We start from the raw sequence: 18,441 nt of genomic DNA, 5'->3' as shown, positions 1-18,441 counted from the left end.
TCTGCTCGAGCTGTTCACGTTCGGCGAGATGGCGGCGGTTCGCTTCATCGAGCGCCGTCCGTTTGGCATGCAGCTTGCCAAGCGCCTGCTCCACATGTGCGCGTTCGTTTTTCAACGCCGCCTGTTCATGAACAAGGTCGATGTAATCACCTTTTCGCCGCTCGATTTCTTCTTCAATGTCGGCTTCATGCGCCGAAAACAAAGCCTGTTTTTCTTTCAGCTCCCGCTCGAGCGCTGCGGCGCCCGCCTCAAGCCGGGCGAGTTCCTCCCGCTCGGCATGCAGCTGCTCCGTCAAGCGGCGCCGTTTCGCAGCCAGTGCAGCCGTTATGTCGTCCAGCTGCGCTTTTCGCCTCGCGGCATGCTTTTTTCTCTCTTTCAATACTTCTTTCCGCCCTTCGAGCTTCTCAAGCTCTTCGCTGGCTAAAAGAAGCACTTGCTGCAAACCGTCGATCGATTCGTCAATGGCGGTCATTTGATCGCGGAGCTGTTCGATTTGGGCTTCCATTTTCTGCAACGCCGCCGCCAGCGCCACTTCGTCCCGCTGGTGCCCATCAAGCGCTTCCTTCAACTCATTCCATTGCCCGCGCAGCTGCTCGATGTCGTGAACCATCAGCACCACTTCAAATCGCTCGAGCTCTTCGCGTTTTTCCAAAAACTCTTTGGCGAGCGACGCCTGCATGCGGAGCGGCTCAAGCTGCTGTTCGAGCTCGTGCAAAATATCGTTGACGCGGTGCAAGTTGTCTTGCGTCTCCGCTAGCTTCGCCTCCGCCTTTTTTTTCCGCAGCTTGTACTTCAACACGCCGGCCGCTTCTTCAAAAATCGTGCGCCGCTCTTCCGGTTTGCTGCTTAAAATCTCTTCGACCCGGCCTTGGCCGATGATGGAAAACGCCTCCTTGCCGAGCCCGGAATCGAGAAACAAATCGACGATGTCTTTCAAACGGCACGGCTGGCGGTTGATGAAAAACTCGCTCTCCCCCGAGCGATAGACGCGCCGGGTCACGCTCACTTCCTGGTACTCAAGCGGCAAAAAGCCGTCTTCATTGTCGAGTGTGATCGTCACTTCAGCCACATTGAGCGGCTTGCGCGATTCGCTGCCGGCGAAGATGACGTCTTCCATTTTCGCCCCGCGCAACGATTTTGCTGATTGCTCACCGAGCACCCAACGGATCGCATCGGTAATGTTGCTTTTGCCGCTCCCGTTCGGACCGACGACCGCCGTCACACCAGGGACAAACTCGATCGATACACGGTCGGCGAACGATTTAAAGCCGATCACATCCAATCGTTTCAGGAACATGGTATGACGCCTCACCATCTTTCCACTGTGATCCACCACAAACACCCCGGAGCCCTTTTTGGAAACCGAGACGTTCGATCTTTTCATCCTACCATATGAGCTATCGAAAAAAACGCCTTTCTTCCCCCGCTCAAGGCGCGCATGTTCATCGAAACACCCATGAGCAGCGTTTGCTCTCCATCCCTTCGCACGTTCACAGAAAAAAGACTGACGTAACAGCGCCAGCCTTCACTGCTGATCGGCAGCCCGCAACGTTTCGAGCGCCATTTGCGCCGCATGTTGTTCGGCTTCCTTTTTCGAGCGGCCGACGCCGATGCCAAGCTCTTGGCCGTTTAACGCTACGCGGGCGACAAACTCCTTGTTGTGGGCCGGACCTTTTTCCTCCAAAATGGCGTATTCAAGCGTTCCGCTGCCGTCCCGCTGCACCAATTCCTGCAGCTGGCTTTTAAAATCCATCACATGAGAAAAAGCACCTTCATCAATTTTCGGAAACATCGTTTTCTCCAAAAAGCGGATGACCGCGTCCATTCCTTGATCCAAATACAAAGCGCCGATGAACGCCTCAAAGACGTCTGCCAAGAGCGCCGGACGCGTCCGCCCGCCGGTCAGCTCCTCGCCTTTGCCGAGCAAGACGAGCTCGCCGAACGACAGGGCGTTGGCAAATTTCACAAGCGACGGCTCGCAGACGATGGCCGCCCTCAGCTTCGTCAATTGCCCCTCGCTCATATGCGGGAACTTTTGAAATAAATATTGAGAAACGGTCAGCTCCAGCACGGCATCGCCTAAAAACTCAAGCCGTTCATTGTCTTCGTGAAGCCGCCGCCGATGCTCATTCACATACGATGAATGGGTGAACGCTTGAATCAACAGCTTTTCGTTTCGAAAGGTGATGCCGATTTTGTTTTGCAGCTCTTGAAACTTCGCCCGCCTCTTTTCATGGATGCGCTCTTTATCTTTTTGTTTTGACATAAAAATGCCCTCCGACTTCGTTCCAGAACAAAATGGCCGTGTCTTCTTCTATTATATCCGTTCTCCGGTCCGCTACGCGAGCGGGAATCGTGCGCTTTTTTCCGCAAGGCCCGCCGAGCATCCCTGAAAAAGCAGAGAAAGCCCCGTTCGAAGCAACGGGACTTTGCAAAAAAGCAGCATTACAGACGACTTTTTATGTAGTTCACAGCGTCTCCGACTGTGACGATTTTTTCCGCCTCTTCATCGGAAATTTCCATGTTGAATTCATCTTCAAGTTCCATGACGAGTTCGACGATGTCGAGCGAGTCAGCGCCCAGGTCGTCCTTAAACGACGCTTCGAGCGTCACTTGCGATTCGTCAACCCCCAGCCGGTCAACGATGATTTTCGTTACACGTTCCAATACATCGGCCATTGCGTTCACCTCCCTTCATGATTATAGTCGATTGGCAGAAAAAATACTAGCGCTGTTTTTCTTACGGCATCACCATGCCGCCGTCAACATGAAGCGTCTGTCCAGTCATGTAGCTCGCGGCGTCGGAAGCGAGGAAAGCGACGACGCGGGCGACATCATCCGGCTCGCCAAAGCGGGCGAGCGGAATTTGCTTTAACATTTCCGCCTTCAGCTCCGGGCTGAGCGCTTCGGTCATATCGGTCGTAATGAATCCTGGTGCGACGGCGTTAACGGTGATGTTGCGGCTGGCGAGTTCGCGCGCCGCCGTCTTCGTCAGCCCGATGACGCCGGCCTTGGCGGCGACATAGTTCGCCTGCCCCGGATTGCCGATCACGCCGACGACCGAAGCAATGTTGACGATCCGCCCATAGCGCTGCTTCATCATCGGGCGCGTTGCCGCCTTCGTACAAAGAAATACTCCTTTTAAGTTCGTGTTAATCACGGCATCCCATTCTTCTTCTTTCATCCGCATCAATAAATTGTCGCGTGTAATGCCGGCGTTGTTGACCAAAATATCGAGGCGGCCAAAATGGTCAATCGTCGTTTTCACCATGCGCTCAACATCTTCAGCGCGGGCGACGTCCGCCTGCACGGCGATCGCTTCGCGGCCGAGCGAGCGGATGGCCTCGACAACTTCATTCGCTTTCGCCTCGCTGCCGGCGTAATTGACGGCAACGTTCGCCCCTTGGCGGGCAAGCTCCAGAGCGACCGCCCGGCCAATGCCGCGCGACGCCCCGGTCACAAGAGCAATTTTTCCTTCGAGCATCGCTTTATTCCCCTTTCAGCACCGCAACGGTCGCTTCGAAGGAAGCAAGATCGTTCACCGCATAAACGCGGGCGTTGCGGTCGATTTTTTTCACAAGGCCGGACAACACTTTTCCCGGACCGATTTCGACAAACGTGTCGACGCCAAGCGAAAGAAGCGTGCGCACCGACTGCTCCCAACGCACCGGCGAATACAGTTGTTCAATGAGAAGGCGGGCGATGTCCTCTTTTTTCGTCACCGGCTCAGCAGTCACATTGGCGACGACCGGAATGACGGCGTCACGAATCACCAAACTGTCAAGAACCGCTTTCAGTTTTTCTGCCGCCGGCTTCATGAGAGCGGAGTGGAACGGACCGCTCACCTCAAGCGGAATGACGCGTTTGGCGCCGCGTTCTTTCAAAAGCTGAGCCGCTTTTTCCACTCCGGCTTTCGAGCCGGAGATGACAATTTGCCCCGGGCAGTTGAAGTTGGCCGGCTCGACCGGATCGCCTTGGGCGGCGATTTCATTTGTCACTGCTTCAAGCGCATCAGCGTCCATCCCAAGCACCGCCGCCATCGTCCCTTCACCGGCCGGCACCGCTTCATCCATCAGCTCACCGCGGCGGCGCACCGCGTAGACGGCATCGGCAAACGACATGGCGCCGGCGGCGACAAGCGCCGTATATTCGCCTAAGCTGTGGCCGGCAACATAGTCCGCTTTCAGCCCAGCGCCGTCGACAAGCTGGAGCAAGGCGATGCTGGCGGTCAAGAGCGCCGGCTGGGCGTTATATGTCAACGTCAGCTCTTCTTGCGGTCCGTTGAACATGAGCTTGGAAAGCGCGAATCCAAGCCGCTCGTCAGCCTCCGCGATGACGGCACGGGCGCGGTCGTCATGCTCGGCAGCGTCTTTCGCCATGCCGACCGTCTGCGATCCTTGGCCAGGAAATAAAAAGGCGATTTTCCCCATTTTTGATTCCTCCTTTACCGATTATGCCCGTTCCAGCTCCGCTCTGATCGTGCCGATGACATCATGAACCACCATCTCTCGCGCCTGGCGGATGGCGTGGAAGATGGCGTTCGCATCGGACGACCCGTGCGCTTTAATGACCGGAGCATTTAAGCCAAACAGCGCCGCGCCGCCATACTCCGAGTAGTCCATCATTTTTTTCAGCCCGGCGAGCTTTGGCTTGAGGACGGCGGCGGCCAGCTTCGCCGCGACGCCGCTTGTCAGCGTCTGCTTGAGCAAGGAAAAGAGCGCCAGCGCCGTCCCTTCAATCGTTTTTAACGCAACATTGCCGGCAAAGCCGTCGGCGACGACAACATCAGCCACTCCTTGCAGCAGATCGCGCGCTTCGACATTGCCGATGAAATGAAGGTTCGTTTCCTTGAGCAAGGCAAACGCCCGTTTCGTTGTTTCGTTTCCTTTTTGGTCTTCCGTTCCGACGTTCAGCAAGCCGATGCGCGGTTTTTCGACGCCGCGCACGTTCTTTGCGTACACATGTCCCATCAAAGCGTATTGCTGCAAATGTTCCGGCTTTGCATCGACGTTGGCGCCGACATCCAGAAAGACAAAGCCGCGCCCATCCAACGTCGGCAGCGTCGGGGCGAGCGCCGGGCGGTCGATGCCGGCTGCCCGCCCGACGACAAACAGTCCGGCTGCCATGAGCGCCCCGGTATTGCCGGCGGAAATGCAGGCAGCGGCGCGCCCTTCTTTCACTTCTTCCGCCATGCGCACCATCGACGAGTTCTTTTTGCGCCGCACTGCCCGCACCGGCTCATCATCTGCTTCGATCACTTCGTCGGTGTGGATGACCGAAATGCGCTCTTCACCCGTCACATGCGGGCGAATTTTCTCTTCATCGCCAATCAGCGTAATCTCGATGTCAGGGAAATGGGCGGCGGCCATAAGCGCCCCGCGCACGATTTCGCCCGGGGCATGGTCTCCACCCATGGCATCAACCGCGATATTCATTGCTGTCCCCATCCTTTTTCTCTATGTTTGAACGATACATTTCAAACGTACCAGAAAAGACGAGCTCCTGGCCGACGTAGCTGTTCACCTCGACGATTGTGCGCCCGTGCGCCGTTTTTCCGGTCACTTTCGCTTTGGCTACGACCCGCTCCCCTTCTTTCACTTGGCGCACAAAACGAATGGTCGCTTTCGCTGTCAGCGCCAGTTCATCATGGATGACAGCGACGGCAAGCGAGTTGGCCTGAGCGAACAAATGATGGCCGCGGGCGATGCGGGTGCGCCGAAAGACGTGCTCCTCTTTCACATCGAAAATCGAAATGGCGCTCGCATCCGGCTCGATGTCAATAATGTCGCCGATCACTTCTTCAAGCGGCAACGCCCGCACTTTATCAGCGAACGACTGGCGGGCGACATTCTTGATGCGCTCACGCAGTTCGGGAATCGACAGCTCAAGCCGATCAAGGCGGATCGTCTGCACGCTGACCGAAAATTTTTCGGCGAGCTCTTCATCGGTGATAAACGGGTTTTCCCGGATCGTCTCCTGCAACAACCGTTGCCGTTCGCGTTTGCTTTTTCTCATCGATTCGTGACACCGTCCGATTTTATGACTAGGTACTAAAAGTAATATATAATATCAAAAAACGAAATGCAAGCACAAAAAATGAACAGCGCCACATGCTGTCGGCCGCTGTGGATCCGACGCCCCCCTCGCCAAACGGCTTTCTGCTCCATCCTCGAGGCTCACAAACGAAATAGTGGGACAGGCATCTCCTGCCTCCTCCGTCCGAACAATAAAAATATAGGCTTTCACTGGCCAAAAAATCAATTACCATAAAAAACAGCGGGGCGCGAATGCGCCGGCGCCTCCTCCCCTGTCTATTAATCTAGCTTTTCCCCATCGAGTATGCCGGACGTTTCCAGCTCGGCGCGCAGCCCGGCGTACGCCTCATCGCGCCAAAACGCGGCCGAGGAAACGAGCTTGGCGGCATCGCGGCGGGCGACTTCCAAAATGCGGTAATCATGCACTGGATCGCCGTAGCGGAATTCCGGGAGCCCGCTTTGTTTTGTACCGAAAAAATCGCCCGGACCGCGCAGCTCCAAATCTTTTTCGGCCAACACAAACCCATCGGCCGTTTCCGTCATGATGCGCATTCGTTCTTTGCCGACTTCCGATTTCGGGTCGGCGATCAAAATGCAGTACGACTGGGCGTCGCCGCGCCCGACCCGCCCGCGCAGCTGATGGAGCTGGGCGAGGCCAAACCGTTCGGCGTCGTAAATGACCATCACCGTCGCATTCGGTACATTCACGCCGACTTCAACGACCGTCGTCGAGACGAGCACATGGATGCGGTTTTCGCTGAACGCCCTCATGACGCGTTCTTTTTCGTCGGCCGACAGCCGGCCGTGCATCAAGCCGATCTCATATTTCCCGCGATAATAATGGACAAGCTGGCTATGGACATCGATGGCGTTTTGCACATCCAATTTGTCCGACTCCTCAATGAGCGGACAGATGACATACGCCTGATGACCACGGCGCAATTCCTTTTCGATAAAATCGAGCACGCGGGAGAACTGATGATGCTTCACCCAATACGTCTCGACTTTTTTTCGTCCGGCCGGCATTTCATCGAGCACCGATACGTCCATGTCGCCGAACGCCGTAATGGCGAGTGTGCGCGGAATCGGCGTCGCCGTCATCATCAATACATCCGGTGCATGCCCTTTCTCACGCAAAACGCGGCGCTGTTCGACACCAAACCGGTGCTGCTCGTCCGTAATAACGAGGCCGAGCCGGCGAAACTGCACTCCTTCTTGAATCAAGGCGTGCGTGCCTACGACGATATCAATTGTTCCTTCTTCCAGTTCGGCAAGCACCGCTTTGCGCTGCTTTCCCTTCACTGAGCTTGTCAAGAGCGCGATCGTCACATCCGTATCGGCAAACAGCTCGGCGAGCGAGCGGGCGTGCTGTTCAGCCAGAATTTCCGTCGGCACCATCAGCGCTCCTTGAAATCCGGACAAAGCGGCGGCGTAAAGAGCGACAGCGGCAACGACCGTCTTGCCAGAACCGACGTCGCCTTGCAAAAGCCGGTTCATTTGCCGCGGCGAGCGCATGTCCGCCAAAATTTCGCCGATGACACGGCGCTGGGCGTTCGTCAAGACAAACGGCAATCCGGAAAGAAAGGACGAAAGCCGCTCTTCAGAAAACGAATGAACGACGCCGCGCCGCTCATCGCGCATCAATCGACGGAGCGCCTGCATTTTCAGCTGGTACAACAAAAACTCCTCATAGATGAGCCGGCGCCGCGCCTGATGCAATTCTTCGCGCGTGCGCGGAAAATGAAGGGCGCGGAGCGCTTCTTGTTTGTCGACAAGGCGATAAGCGCGGCGCAAAGCGGGCGGCAACGGGTCGGGAATGTGCTCGCCAAACTGTTCGAACGCCGCTTTCATCAACCGGCGCATCGTTTTCACCGTCAGTGGGCTGCGCACGGAGTAAACCGGCTCGATGCCGGTGGTCTCCGGAGCCGGTCCGAACCGAAGCTCGTAGGCGTTGATCGTTTGCCGATGCCGGTCCCATTTGCCGATCACCGTCACCGTCTCGTTCAGGGCGATTTTTTCCTTCAAATAGGGACGGTTGAAACAAACGACGGTGATCAAGTAGCGATCGGCCAGCATGCGGAAGGAAAGGCGCGATTTTTTCTTTCCGTAATACGTCAACAGCGGGGCGCTGTATACTTTTCCTTCCACTGTCACTTTTTCTTCATGGCGGACGGCGGCCAAATCTTTTTGTTCGTAATCATCATAGCGGTACGGGGCGTACGCAAGCAGCTCACCGACCGTCGCGATGCCGATGTCGGCAAGCGCCGCCGCCGTCTCTTCACCGATGCCTTTGACCGCCGTCACCGGCTGCTGCATCGCTTCGTTCACTTCGATGCCGCAGAAGCGCCGAAAATGCGGGCCGCAATGGCGCGGCCAGTCGGCGTCGCGGCCAACCCCCCTTGCGCCGTTTCTTTGAGCGCCACCGGCATGGCTGCACCGATGCGATACATCGCTTCAATCACTTCATCGCACGGGATGCGGCTTTTAATGCCGGCTAGCGCCATATCCGCAGCGATCATGGCGTTCGCCGCCCCCATCGCGTTCCGCTTGACGCACGGCACTTCGACCAGGCCAGCAACCGGGTCGCATACTAATCCCAACATATTTTTTAAGGCGATGGCCATCGCTTCGGCCGCTTGAGCAGGCGTCCCACCGGCCAGCTCAACCAGCGCCGCGGCGGCCATGCCGGCCGCCGACCCAACTTCGGCTTGACAGCCGCCGGCGGCGCCGGAAATCGAGGCGTTGTTGGCGACAATGTAGCCAAACGCCCCGGCTGTAAACAAAAACTCAATCATTTCCATTCTTGTCGGCCGCAGCTTCTCTTTCACGGCAAACAGCGTCCCCGGGACGACGCCGGCCGCCCCAGCCGTCGGCGTGGCGCAAATGACGCCCATCGCTGCGTTCACTTCGTTGGTCGCCATGGCTTTGCTGACGGCGTCTAAAATCGTCTCTCCGGACAAAAAACGGCCGCCCTCAATATAACGCTGCATCCGCACCGCATCTCCGCCCGTCAATCCGGAGCGGGACACAACCCCTTCGAGTCCCCTCTCGACGGCGCGCTCCATGACGGCTAGATGGTGATCCATTTGCGCGATCACCTCTTCCCGGCTTCGCCCGCTCACTTCCACTTCCTGACGAATCATCACTTCAGCGATTTTGATGCTGTCCTTTTCGGCCAACGCCACAAGTTCAGCCACATTGCGAAACATTTGATTCCCACCTGTCCTCTCTCCATCATGGCTTATCTTCTTTGATGCACATCAACATGAAACCGATTTCTTTTCAATCCGCAAGCTTCGCCACTTGAATGATGTTCGGCAGCTGCTCCAATTCTTGAATCAGATCATCGGTCAACGGCTGGTCAACTTCGATCGCCATGAGCGCCTCTTTCCCTTTCTCCTTGCGCGACACTTCCATATGGCCGATGTTGATTTTCTGTTTCGCCAACACCGAAGCCACCGCCCCAATCGTCCCATACCGGTCATTATGCATAATGAGCAGCGCCGGATGGTGGCCAGACAGCTTCAAGGCAAACCCATTCAATTCGACGATTTCGATTTTGCCGCCGCCGATCGAAATGCCGACGAGCTCAAGCTCGCCTTCATCATCGCCAATCCGCAGGCGCGCCGTATTCGGATGATGCGGAATCGCCTCCTCGGCGAAAAACGACACATCTACACCTTCCGCTCGGGCGATCTCAAGCGCATTCGGAAGACGTTCATCGAACGTGTCAAACCCAAGCAGCCCGGCGACAATGGCAACGTCGGTGCCATGCCCCCGATACGTTTCGGCAAATGAGCCGTAAAACGAAATACGCGCCCACGTCGGCTTTCGGCCAAACAACTTGCGCGCAACCAAACCGATGCGCACCGCCCCGGCCGTATGTGAACTTGACGGCCCGACCATCACCGGGCCAATGATATCAAAGACGCTTTTGTATTTCATCTCCGCTATTCCTCCACAAAACAGAAAAATAAGAAAAATAGAAGGGAATGCTCCCTTCTATTATTCTAACATATTATTCGACGGAAATGATAAATGGATACAGCGGCTGCTTTCCGTTATGCACTTCCACTTCGACCCCGTCATGTTTTGTTTCCAAATAGGCAACGACTGTTTCCACATCGATCTCCGTTGCGTCTTCGCCGTACAAAATGGTCACGATTTCGCTTTCTTCATCAATGAGCGCATCAAGCAGCCGCTTCGTTACGGCGAGTTTGTCTTTGTCAGCGGCAATAATGCGGTCATCCCATAACCCCATGTAATCGCCCTTTTGAATCTCGATGCCGTCAATCGTCGTATCGCGCACGGAAAATGTCACTTGCCCCGTTTTCACTCGCGACAGCGCCGCCGTCATCGCCCGCTCATTTTGCTCGGCCGATTGCGCCGGATTGAACGCCAAGAGCGCCGCCAGACCTTGCGGAACCGTTTTCGACGGGATGACGATCACCCGCTGTTCGGAAAGCTCCGCCGCTTGTTTTGCCGCCATCACAATGTTTTTGTTGTTTGGCAGCACAAACACCGTTTCCGCGTTGGCGAGGCGGATGGCGTCAGCGATTTCTTCCGTGCTCGGGTTCATCGTTTGCCCACCTTCAATGATGGCGTGTGCACCGATGCTCCGAAACAGTTCAGCCACGCCAGCGCCCATGGCGACGGCGACGATGCCGTACGGCTTTGCTTCCTCTTTGGCAACGCCAGGAAGCGTTTTTGCCTCCTTGCCGACGATGTTGGCATGTTGTTCGCGCATGTTTTCAATTTTAATATTGATCAAGCTGCCGTAGCGTTGACCGTATGTCAGCACCTCACCCGGCGTTTCCGAATGGATGTGCACCTTAACAAGCTCTTCATCCGCGACAACGAGCAAGGAGTCGCCGAACTGGCTTAACTCGCGGCGGAACGTTTCTTCGGAAAACGGGTGCTCGGCCAGCTTTTCCGGCTCAAAACGGACCATAAATTCCGTACAGTAGCCAAACTCGATCTCATCGGCATGAATATGGCTTTGCGCGCTTTGATGGTGCACCATTTTCACTAGATCGTCCATCCGCGCCTCAGCGCGTGCGGCGCTCACGATTTCTCCTTTCAAAGCAGCAAGAAACCCTTCATAGATGTATACGAGCCCTTGACCGCCGCTGTCGACGACACCGACTTCCTTTAAGATCGGGAGCAATTCGGGTGTGCGCTGCAGCGCCGCTTTCGCCTCGGCGAGCGCCGCTTCCATCACGGCGATCACGTCGCGTTCTTTTTTTGCCACCTCCACCGCCTTGCGCGCCGCTTCTTTGGCAACGGTGAGGATCGTCCCCTCAACCGGCTTCATCCCCGCCTTATAGGCTGTGTCCACCCCCGCCTGCAAAGCGGCGGCGAATTCGAAGCTGTTCACCGCTTGTTTGCCTTCGACTGCCTTGGCAAATCCGCGGAACAGCTGCGACAAAATGACGCCGGAATTGCCGCGCGCCCCCATCAACAGCCCTTTTGCCAGCGCCGCGGCGACGTTGCCGATATGGTCGGAGGCATTCGCCTTCACTTCTTTCGCCCCGGACGTCATCGACAAGTTCATGTTTGTTCCTGTATCGCCATCTGGAACCGGAAAGACGTTCAGCGCATCGACCGTCTTGGCGTTGTTCGCCAAATGTGCGGCCCCTTGCTGCACCATATCGGCAAATCGTCTTCCGTCAAGCGTCCTCATTGTCACCGGCTAACTCCTCCTTACTACGGGTTTGACACCCGAACCCCTTGAACGTAAATATTGATCGACTGAACCGCCAGCCCGAGCGTCTGATCGAGCGTGTACTTCACTTTCGACTGCACGTTATGAGCGACTTCGGAAATTTTCGTTCCGTAGCTGACGATGATGTACATATCGATATGTACCTCGCCGTTTTCTTCGCGGACAATAACCCCTTTGGAAAAATTCTCCCGGCGCAAAATTTCCGACAGCCCATCGCGAATTTGGTTTTTCGACGCCATTCCGACAATGCCGTAGCAATCGACGGCAGCTCCCCCCGCGATCATCGCAATGACTTCATTGGCGACTTCGATGCGCCCGTATTTCGTTTGCCATTCGATCGACATGCTCGTTCCCCCTTTGCGTATCTCGCACAGCTACCCCTATTGTACTATAACGCTTTCTGTTTTCAAAGCGCTTCCCGTCCGCCCACTAGTATTATTTAGCCGAAAACTGAAATATATGTCAAGAACAGTTTCTTGAAAGAAAACCGCACGTCTATTGCAATCCCTACAGTTGTATGGTAAATTATAATAGTGTTTTTAGAGGGATGTGAAAGCAAGGAGGGAAAAACGATGGCGAAGTGCTTCATTACCGGCAAGAAGAAATCGTTCGGCAACTCGCGTTCGCATGCCATGAACGCCAGCCGCCGCACATGGAAAGCCAACTTGCAAAAAGTGCGCATTTTAGTTGACGGCAAACCGAAACGCGTTTGGGTTTCGGCGCGCGCGCTGAAATCTGGAAAAGTGAAACGCGTCTAACGGCCTAACGAAAAGAAGCCGCCCAAAAGGTTGCAACCCTCCTTTTGTTCGGCGGCAACAAAAAAGCACCAAAAATGGTGCTTTTTTCTTATCCTTTTTTAAATGCGTTCAACACCGCCCGCACGATTCCGCCTAAAAATCTCGGCAGCTTGATCGTATAAAACTTCATCCCGATTCCCTCCTCACACCGATCATAACGAGCTTCCCGCCATTTCCTTATCCATTATATTCCGTCATAAGCCAAGCGCGACTACGGGCAGCCGGCAAAATCGCTGCTCCTTATCATCATTAATATGCCTTCTGAAAACGAAAAAGTACCGGAAGATTGGATAAGTTCGTTACTAATACATAATGTCGAACCGCGGGAAATATGACAGTTTGTTAGCGGATATTTAAATCCGGTAAGCGTAAGCTCCGCCACCGTTTCGGAAATCGGGATGTATGACACATAGCGGTATCGATCGTCGCGCGCAACCGTATGCACGCCGGGCAGATGGACGGTGAGCACGTTTTGCCGGTCGATGAGTTCAATGGGCCGCCCGGCGTACTTTAACAGCAGCTCAACGTTGCCAAACAAATGGTCAAGCCGCCCGCCGGTCGCCCCAAACAGACGGATGGCCCCATCTGTCTGCCTAACCGCCCAGTCAAGAGCGATCTCCATATCCGTTTTATCTTTTTCCGCCGGCCAAATGTCAAGCTCCGGCAGCATCTCCCTTAGCCGCTTGACCTCCTCTGCCGGCAGCGAATCAAAATCGCCAAACGCCCGCACCGGACGGAGTCCGAAATCCAGCAGCGCTTTCGTACCGCGGTCGACGCCGACCCACTGCACATCGTTCCCATCATACGAGCGCAAATCGGGAAGAAGGTGGCGCGGACCGCCGCCGACAATATGGATCAACACATGCGTTTCCCCCTTTCAGCAAGGGCCGAGGCGGCCATCTTCCGTCCTTTTCTTTGCTCTCATCACCCTGCGGCTCGATAAGATGGCAAAAGCGGCGCTGCCTTTTTGGCTAGTTGGCGCACACTTCGCGAAGCGTGCGAATGGCGGCGGCTCGATCCCGTTCATTGTAGATGGCCGAGCCGGCGACAAGCACGTTCGCCCCGGCTTCCACGCAAAGCGGCGCCGTTTCCGCATTGATGCCGCCGTCGACCTCAATATCGACCTCTTTATTTTGTTCGCTGGCCATCCGGGCGACCTCACGGATTTTTGGCACGACCGCCGGAATGAACGCCTGTCCGCCAAACCCTGGATTGACCGTCATCAACAAGACGAGATCGACATCACCGATCACATGGCGGATCATCTCGACCGGTGTATGCGGATTGAGCACCACCCCGGCTTTGACGCCTTGTTCTTTGATAAAATGAATCGTCCGATGCAAATGCACGCACGCCTCAACATGGACGGAAATCACATCCGCACCCGCTTTCGCAAACGCCGGAATGTATCGGTCCGGGTCGGCGATCATCAAATGGACGTCAAGCGGCAGCTTCGTCACCGGTCGAATGGCGGCCACGACCGGCGGCCCGAACGTTAAATTCGGCACGAAATGCCCGTCCATGATATCGACGTGAATCCAATCCGCCCCGCCTTCCTCGACCGAACGAATCTCCTCAGCCAGGCGGGCGAAATCGGCTGATAAAATCGATGGCGCAATTCGAATCATGTTCAATACCTCGGCTTTCGTTCTTTCATTTCGGCAACAAAACTAACGTAGTGGTCATAGCGGTACGACGGAATCTCCCCGGCCTCGACCGCCTCACGCACAGCGCATTTCGGCTCGGCGATATGAAGGCAGCCGCGGAACTTGCACCCTTCCCCGTACGTTCGGAATTCAGGAAAATAATGCGGCAATTCGTCAAGCTCGATCTGGTCGAACTCAAGTGCACTAAACCCTGGGGTGTCGGCGACAAGCCCACCGGCGACCTCAAGCAGTTCGACATGGCGGGTCGTATGCTTGCCGCGCCCTAAATGGGTGGAAATGTCGCCCGTTTTCAACCGCAAATCCGGACGGAGCGCGTTTAATAGGGACGATTTGCCGACGCCGGACTGCCCGGCGACGACTGAGACGCGGCCGCGAAGGCGCAACGCCAGTTCATCGAGGCCGCCCTTGGTCACTGCTGACGTTTCAATCACGTCGTAGCCGATGCGCCGGTAATCATGCACGTAGCGGGCAATCTCTTCTTTTGATTCGCCATCCAACAAATCGATTTTGCTGATGACAATGATCGGCGTGATGCGTTTCGATTCAACCAAGACAAGAAAGCGGTCGAGCAGCTTGGCGCTGAAGTCCGGGCTTACAGCCGAAAAGACTAAAATCGCCTGTTCGACGTTGGCAATCGGCGGCCGCACAAGCTCATTTTGCCGCTCGCCAATCTCCAAAATATAGCCTTCCGTTTCGCTCGTCGCCTGAAAAACGACGCGGTCGCCGACGAGCGGCGTCACTTTTTTCTTGCGGAACACACCGCGCCCGCGGCATTGGAACACGCGGCCTTCGGACAGGACGTAATAAAATCCGCTTAACGCCTTAATGATTTGCCCTTCCGCCATAGCCTCACCCCTTTTTTCCGTTATTTTCTGGGTACGGGATCGATCCTTCCTCTTTGACGACATTGTTGACAATGACGCGGTAATAAGCGGTCTCCCCATATGGAATTTCAAACTCGACCATCTCGGTCGCTGGCGCCGTCAGCCGGTATGTTTTGTATGGCGTTGACATATTGTGGGTGGCATCTTGGATGTAAAGCTGGGCTTCAACCATTTGCCCCGGCATCGCCGGTTCATATGGGATCATAATCTCTTTCACTACCGTTTTGGACGGCTTCGGCTCCGGCCCGCGGGAAATGACGACTGTGATGGTTTCCCCTTTTTTTACCCGCTCGTTCGCCGCTGGAGTTTGCGAAATGACAAGCCCTTCTGGCACCTCGTCCGAATACTCGTACTTCACGTCAATGCGCAGCCCTTGATCCGCGCCGTAGTCGCGCACGCTTTTTTCCGTATAGCCAGTCAAATCTTTAACGGTGACCTTCTCCGGCCCGAGGCTGACGGTGAACATCACTTCCGTTTCATCAGGCACGACTTCATCACCGGCGTACGGGTATTGATCCAAAATCGTCCCTTCCGGCTTGTCGCTGTAGCGGCCGCTGCGTGTGATGCGGGTAAATCCTTCGGCGCGCAGCTCCTCCTCCGCCGCAGCAATATCATCGCCAATGAAGCTTGGAAATTCGATTTTCTTTTTTCCAATGCTTTTATAAATAATGACGCCGGCACCTTTCTTCACCGTCATGCCGGCTTCTGGATCGGTGCGCACGACTTTTCCTTCTTCGATTTGATCATCTTCTACATCGATCGTATCTTTGATTTCCAAACCGAGCGACGACAGCTGTTCAACAGCGTCATCATAGTTTTTGTTGACCACGTTCGGCATCGTCACTTCTTTTGGAAAAATGAGGTCCGGAATCCATGTGACCGCGCTGATGCCGGCAGCTCCAATGAACAGCAAGGCAGCCACAAGCCAGGCAATCCATACCCGTTTCCGCTTCGGTTTCGGTTCGCCCGTCGTATGAACCGGTTCGCTCGTTTTTTCCTCGTACACAAGCGTCTCTTGCTCCAACGCCGCGCTTTCCGCATGTTTGATCATCGGAATGGCTTTCGTCGCTTCCTCATCGTCATCGGGTATGGTAAATTTCGGCTCATTGCGCCGCCTTGGATCCAGCGCTGTCCGAATGTCCTCGTTCATTTCGCGCGCGGATTGGTAGCGGTAAAACGGGTCTTTCGCCGTCGCTTTTAAAATAATGTTTTCCACACTTTGCGGGATGTCCGGATTCCACGCCTTCGGCGACGGCGTTTCCGCCTGCAAGTGCTTCAACACGATCGAAACGGCTGATTCGCCGGAAAACGGCAGCCGACCGGTGACGAGTTCAAACATGACAATGCCGAGTGAATAAATGTCCGATTTTTCAGTAGCGATGCCCCCGCGCGCCTGCTCCGGCGACAAATAATGAACCGAACCGAGCACAGAGTTGGTCTGCGTGATCGTCGTGCCGCTCATCGCCACAGCGATGCCGAAGTCGGTCACTTTCACATTGCCGTGCTCATCAAGCAAAATGTTTTGCGGTTTAATGTCGCGATGGATGATGCCGTTCTCATGGGCATGGGCGATCGCTGATGTCAGCTGGTCCATGATGCCAAGCGCCCGTTCGACCGGAAGCGGAGCGTGCTGCTGGATGTATTGCTTCAGCGTCGCGCCGCGCACATATTCCATGACGATGTAATAGACGCCTTCCTCTTCGCCGACGTCATAAATGGAGACGATATGTTCATGGTTTAAGCTCGTCGCCGCTTGCGCCTCGCGGCGGAACCGTTTGATGAACTGATCATCATTGGCAAAATCAAGGCGGAGCACTTTGACAGCAACATCGCGTTCCAAAATCATATCGCGGGCCAAATACACGTTGGCCATGCCGCCGCCGCCGATGAGGCTGATGATTTTATAGCGGTCATTCAATCGCTTTCCAATGAGCACGCCGATCACCCACCTTCACGTTCCGCTGAAACATCGATGACCGCCAGCGAAATGTTGTCTTCTCCGCCCCGCCCGTTGGCGAGCTGGATAAGCGCCTCCGCCTTCTCTTCCAGCGTGCCGGCACCCGTCAAAATATGTATCATGTCCGCTTCCGGCACTTTATTGGACAACCCGTCCGAACATAACAACAACATGTCGCCCTCGTCGAGCGCCACTGTTTTCACGTCGATTTTCACCGCCGGTTCCGTGCCAAGCGCCCGCAACAGCACGTTTTTGCGCGGATGATGCTCAGCCGCTTCTTTCGAAAGTTGCCCGCTTTTGACGAGCTCATTGACCAACGAATGGTCGTCGGTCAGCTGCTGAATTCCGCTTTTGTTGAGCACGTAGCAGCGGCTGTCGCCGATATGGGCAACCGTCGCAAACGAATTAGCGCAAACGGCGGCGACGACCGTCGTCCCCATTCCTTGACATTCCGGGTGGGAACAGGCATGGCGAAACAGTTGTTCGTTCGCCGCCGCAATTTGCGTCTTGAGCCATTGCTCCGCCTCAGCCGGTGAAGCAAGGCTACTCTCTTTCTCCCATCGCTCCTGCAAATACGCCACCGCCATGGAACTGGCCACATCACCGGCGCGATGGCCGCCCATCCCGTCAGCGACGACCGCTAAATATTGGCCGCTTTGATTGACAAATACGCCGCCGCTGTCTTCGTTATGTTCGCGAATTTGGCCGATGTCAGTTCGGAAAACGGCTCGCATCCGATTCACCTCGTCTCCTCTTTTCGCTCCTTCGCGCGAAGCTGTCCGCAGGCGGCATCGATGTCGTGTCCATGTTCGCGGCGAATGGTGACATTGATTCCATGTTTTTTCAACGCCCGTTCAAAGGCGAAAATTTGGCTGCGCGGCGTGCGCACATAGTTGCGCTCCGGCACGTAGTTAACCGGAATCAAATTCACATGGCATTTCAGCCCTTTAATCAGCTCGGCCAACTGCTCGGCGTGCTCAAGCTGGTCGTTCACCCCGCCGAACAATCCGTATTCAAACGTCACGCGCCGGCCGGTTTTTTCAATGTAATACCGAACCGCCTCCATCAACTTGGGCAGCGGGTACGCTTTATTGATCGGCATGAGTTTCGTCCGCAGCTCATTCGTCGGTGCATGCAACGAAATGGCGAAGTTGATTTGCATTCCTTCATCGGCAAATTGGTAAATTTTTGGGATGATGCCGCTGGTGGAAACGGTGATATGGCGGGCGCCAATGTTCAACCCTTTTGGGTGATTGACGATGCGCAAAAACTTGATGAGCGCATCGTAGTTGTCGAACGGCTCGCCGATGCCCATGACGACGATGCTGCTGACGCGTTCATTCGTGTCATCGAGCGCCTTTTGCACTTGCACGACT

20 protein-coding genes are annotated in these 18,441 nt (G+C 55.5%); 1 reads left to right on the top strand and 19 read right to left on the bottom strand.

All coding sequences use genetic code 11. The annotated features are described in order from the left end of the window. The 12 genes from VU18_RS19355 to VU18_RS05065 all read right to left on the bottom strand — a co-directional run. Positions 1 to 1,297 (bottom strand): chromosome segregation SMC family protein (locus VU18_RS19355; RefSeq protein WP_047757803.1); only part of this gene is annotated, 1,297 nt, incomplete at its 3' end. 228 nt (positions 1,298 to 1,525) lie between these two features. Further along, positions 1,526 to 2,266 (bottom strand): ribonuclease III, encoded by a 741-nt coding sequence (gene rnc, locus VU18_RS05115; protein WP_011230692.1) that lies wholly within the window; start codon positions 2,264 to 2,266, stop codon positions 1,526 to 1,528. A gap of 179 nt (positions 2,267 to 2,445) precedes the next feature. Continuing rightward, entirely contained in the window at positions 2,446 to 2,679 is a 234-nt protein-coding gene (locus VU18_RS05110) for an acyl carrier protein (protein WP_011230691.1), read from the bottom strand. Positions 2,680 to 2,740: 61 nt separating this feature from the next. Further along, on the bottom strand, positions 2,741 to 3,484 hold the full coding sequence (gene fabG, locus VU18_RS05105) for a 3-oxoacyl-[acyl-carrier-protein] reductase (RefSeq protein ID WP_013523380.1): 744 nt from the start codon (positions 3,482 to 3,484) through the stop codon (positions 2,741 to 2,743). Between the two features lie 4 nt (positions 3,485 to 3,488). Continuing rightward, the gene (fabD, locus tag VU18_RS05100; protein WP_021321695.1) at positions 3,489 to 4,430 is read right to left on the bottom strand and encodes an ACP S-malonyltransferase; all 942 of its coding nucleotides are present in this window, start codon (positions 4,428 to 4,430) and stop codon (positions 3,489 to 3,491) included. A 21-nt stretch (positions 4,431 to 4,451) separates the two neighbouring features. Next, positions 4,452 to 5,435, bottom strand: coding sequence for a phosphate acyltransferase PlsX (gene plsX, locus VU18_RS05095; protein ID WP_023634007.1), 984 nt, complete (start codon positions 5,433 to 5,435; stop codon positions 4,452 to 4,454). Beyond that, positions 5,419 to 6,015, bottom strand: coding sequence for a transcription factor FapR (gene fapR, locus VU18_RS05090; RefSeq protein ID WP_011230687.1), 597 nt, complete (start codon positions 6,013 to 6,015; stop codon positions 5,419 to 5,421). Before fapR ends, plsX begins: the two co-directional genes overlap by 17 nt. Before the next feature lie 299 nt (positions 6,016 to 6,314). Beyond that, entirely contained in the window at positions 6,315 to 8,363 is a 2,049-nt protein-coding gene (gene recG / locus VU18_RS05085; protein WP_023634006.1) for an ATP-dependent DNA helicase RecG, read from the bottom strand. Beyond that, on the bottom strand, positions 8,360 to 9,244 hold the full coding sequence (gene sdaAA, locus VU18_RS05080) for an L-serine ammonia-lyase, iron-sulfur-dependent, subunit alpha (RefSeq protein ID WP_011230685.1): 885 nt from the start codon (positions 9,242 to 9,244) through the stop codon (positions 8,360 to 8,362). Before sdaAA ends, recG begins: the two co-directional genes overlap by 4 nt. Positions 9,245 to 9,317: 73 nt before the next feature. Further along, a complete protein-coding gene (sdaAB, locus tag VU18_RS05075; protein ID WP_023634005.1) occupies positions 9,318 to 9,980 on the bottom strand; it encodes an L-serine ammonia-lyase, iron-sulfur-dependent subunit beta in 663 nt (220 codons plus the stop codon). 73 nt (positions 9,981 to 10,053) lie between these two features. Beyond that, positions 10,054 to 11,724, bottom strand: a complete 1,671-nt coding sequence (locus tag VU18_RS05070; protein WP_047757741.1) for a DAK2 domain-containing protein — start codon at positions 11,722 to 11,724, stop codon at positions 10,054 to 10,056. A 17-nt stretch (positions 11,725 to 11,741) separates the two neighbouring features. Next, complete coding sequence (locus tag VU18_RS05065; protein ID WP_011230682.1) at positions 11,742 to 12,104, bottom strand: Asp23/Gls24 family envelope stress response protein; 363 nt, start codon at positions 12,102 to 12,104, stop codon at positions 11,742 to 11,744. A 228-nt stretch (positions 12,105 to 12,332) separates the two neighbouring features. Between VU18_RS05065 and rpmB the strand changes: the two genes are divergently transcribed. Beyond that, positions 12,333 to 12,518 carry a 50S ribosomal protein L28 gene (gene rpmB / locus VU18_RS05060; protein WP_011230681.1) on the top strand — a complete coding sequence of 62 codons (186 nt, stop codon included), beginning with the start codon at positions 12,333 to 12,335 and terminating at the stop codon, positions 12,516 to 12,518. Positions 12,519 to 12,606: 88 nt separating this feature from the next. Here the strand turns inward: rpmB and spoVM are convergent, their stop codons facing one another. The 7 genes from spoVM to rlmN all read right to left on the bottom strand — a co-directional run. Continuing rightward, complete coding sequence (spoVM, locus tag VU18_RS05055) at positions 12,607 to 12,687, bottom strand: stage V sporulation protein SpoVM (protein WP_011230680.1); 81 nt, start codon at positions 12,685 to 12,687, stop codon at positions 12,607 to 12,609. Between the two features lie 81 nt (positions 12,688 to 12,768). After that, positions 12,769 to 13,419 carry a thiamine diphosphokinase gene (locus VU18_RS05050; RefSeq protein WP_011230679.1) on the bottom strand — a complete coding sequence of 217 codons (651 nt, stop codon included), beginning with the start codon at positions 13,417 to 13,419 and terminating at the stop codon, positions 12,769 to 12,771. Between the two features lie 109 nt (positions 13,420 to 13,528). After that, the gene (rpe, locus tag VU18_RS05045; RefSeq protein WP_014195417.1) at positions 13,529 to 14,185 is read right to left on the bottom strand and encodes a ribulose-phosphate 3-epimerase; all 657 of its coding nucleotides are present in this window, start codon (positions 14,183 to 14,185) and stop codon (positions 13,529 to 13,531) included. Positions 14,186 to 14,187: 2 nt separating this feature from the next. Beyond that, positions 14,188 to 15,069 carry a ribosome small subunit-dependent GTPase A gene (gene rsgA / locus VU18_RS05040; protein ID WP_014195416.1) on the bottom strand — a complete coding sequence of 294 codons (882 nt, stop codon included), beginning with the start codon at positions 15,067 to 15,069 and terminating at the stop codon, positions 14,188 to 14,190. A 4-nt stretch (positions 15,070 to 15,073) separates the two neighbouring features. Beyond that, the gene (gene pknB / locus VU18_RS05035; protein WP_011230676.1) at positions 15,074 to 17,044 is read right to left on the bottom strand and encodes a Stk1 family PASTA domain-containing Ser/Thr kinase; all 1,971 of its coding nucleotides are present in this window, start codon (positions 17,042 to 17,044) and stop codon (positions 15,074 to 15,076) included. Positions 17,045 to 17,049: 5 nt separating this feature from the next. Further along, positions 17,050 to 17,799 carry a Stp1/IreP family PP2C-type Ser/Thr phosphatase gene (locus VU18_RS05030; RefSeq protein ID WP_011230675.1) on the bottom strand — a complete coding sequence of 250 codons (750 nt, stop codon included), beginning with the start codon at positions 17,797 to 17,799 and terminating at the stop codon, positions 17,050 to 17,052. 5 nt (positions 17,800 to 17,804) lie between these two features. Further along, positions 17,805 to 18,441, bottom strand: a 637-nt coding sequence (rlmN, locus tag VU18_RS19350) for a 23S rRNA (adenine(2503)-C(2))-methyltransferase RlmN (protein WP_236687290.1), incomplete at its 5' end; no start/stop codon positions are given.

The sequence above is a fragment of the Geobacillus sp. ZGt-1 genome (genome assembly GCF_001026865.1).
Classification (GTDB): Bacteria; Bacillota; Bacilli; order Bacillales; family Anoxybacillaceae; genus Geobacillus; species Geobacillus thermoleovorans.
The sequence above is the reverse complement of the archived record's forward strand: the minus strand, read 5'-3'. Positions and strand labels throughout refer to the sequence as shown.

Excerpts from the sequence above, each read along its gene's own strand:
- rnc (WP_011230692.1), bottom strand. The coding sequence starts at position 2,266 with ATGTCAAAACAAAAAGATAAAGAGCGCATCCATGAAAAGAGGCGGGCG.
- VU18_RS05110 (WP_011230691.1), bottom strand. The coding sequence starts at position 2,679 with ATGGCCGATGTATTGGAACGTGTAACGAAAATCATCGTTGACCGGCTG.
- fabG (WP_013523380.1), bottom strand. The coding sequence starts at position 3,484 with ATGCTCGAAGGAAAAATTGCTCTTGTGACCGGGGCGTCGCGCGGCATT.
- fabD (WP_021321695.1), bottom strand. The coding sequence starts at position 4,430 with ATGGGGAAAATCGCCTTTTTATTTCCTGGCCAAGGATCGCAGACGGTC.
- plsX (WP_023634007.1), bottom strand. The coding sequence starts at position 5,435 with ATGAATATCGCGGTTGATGCCATGGGTGGAGACCATGCCCCGGGCGAA.
- fapR (WP_011230687.1), bottom strand. The coding sequence starts at position 6,015 with ATGAGAAAAAGCAAACGCGAACGGCAACGGTTGTTGCAGGAGACGATC.
- sdaAA (WP_011230685.1), bottom strand. The coding sequence starts at position 9,244 with ATGTTTCGCAATGTGGCTGAACTTGTGGCGTTGGCCGAAAAGGACAGC.
- sdaAB (WP_023634005.1), bottom strand. The coding sequence starts at position 9,980 with ATGAAATACAAAAGCGTCTTTGATATCATTGGCCCGGTGATGGTCGGG.
- VU18_RS05065 (WP_011230682.1), bottom strand. The coding sequence starts at position 12,104 with ATGTCGATCGAATGGCAAACGAAATACGGGCGCATCGAAGTCGCCAAT.
- rpmB (WP_011230681.1), top strand. The coding sequence starts at position 12,333 with ATGGCGAAGTGCTTCATTACCGGCAAGAAGAAATCGTTCGGCAACTCG.
- spoVM (WP_011230680.1), bottom strand. The coding sequence starts at position 12,687 with ATGAAGTTTTATACGATCAAGCTGCCGAGATTTTTAGGCGGAATCGTG.
- rpe (WP_014195417.1), bottom strand. The coding sequence starts at position 14,185 with ATGATTCGAATTGCGCCATCGATTTTATCAGCCGATTTCGCCCGCCTG.
- rsgA (WP_014195416.1), bottom strand. The coding sequence starts at position 15,069 with ATGGCGGAAGGGCAAATCATTAAGGCGTTAAGCGGATTTTATTACGTC.
- VU18_RS05030 (WP_011230675.1), bottom strand. The coding sequence starts at position 17,799 with ATGCGAGCCGTTTTCCGAACTGACATCGGCCAAATTCGCGAACATAAC.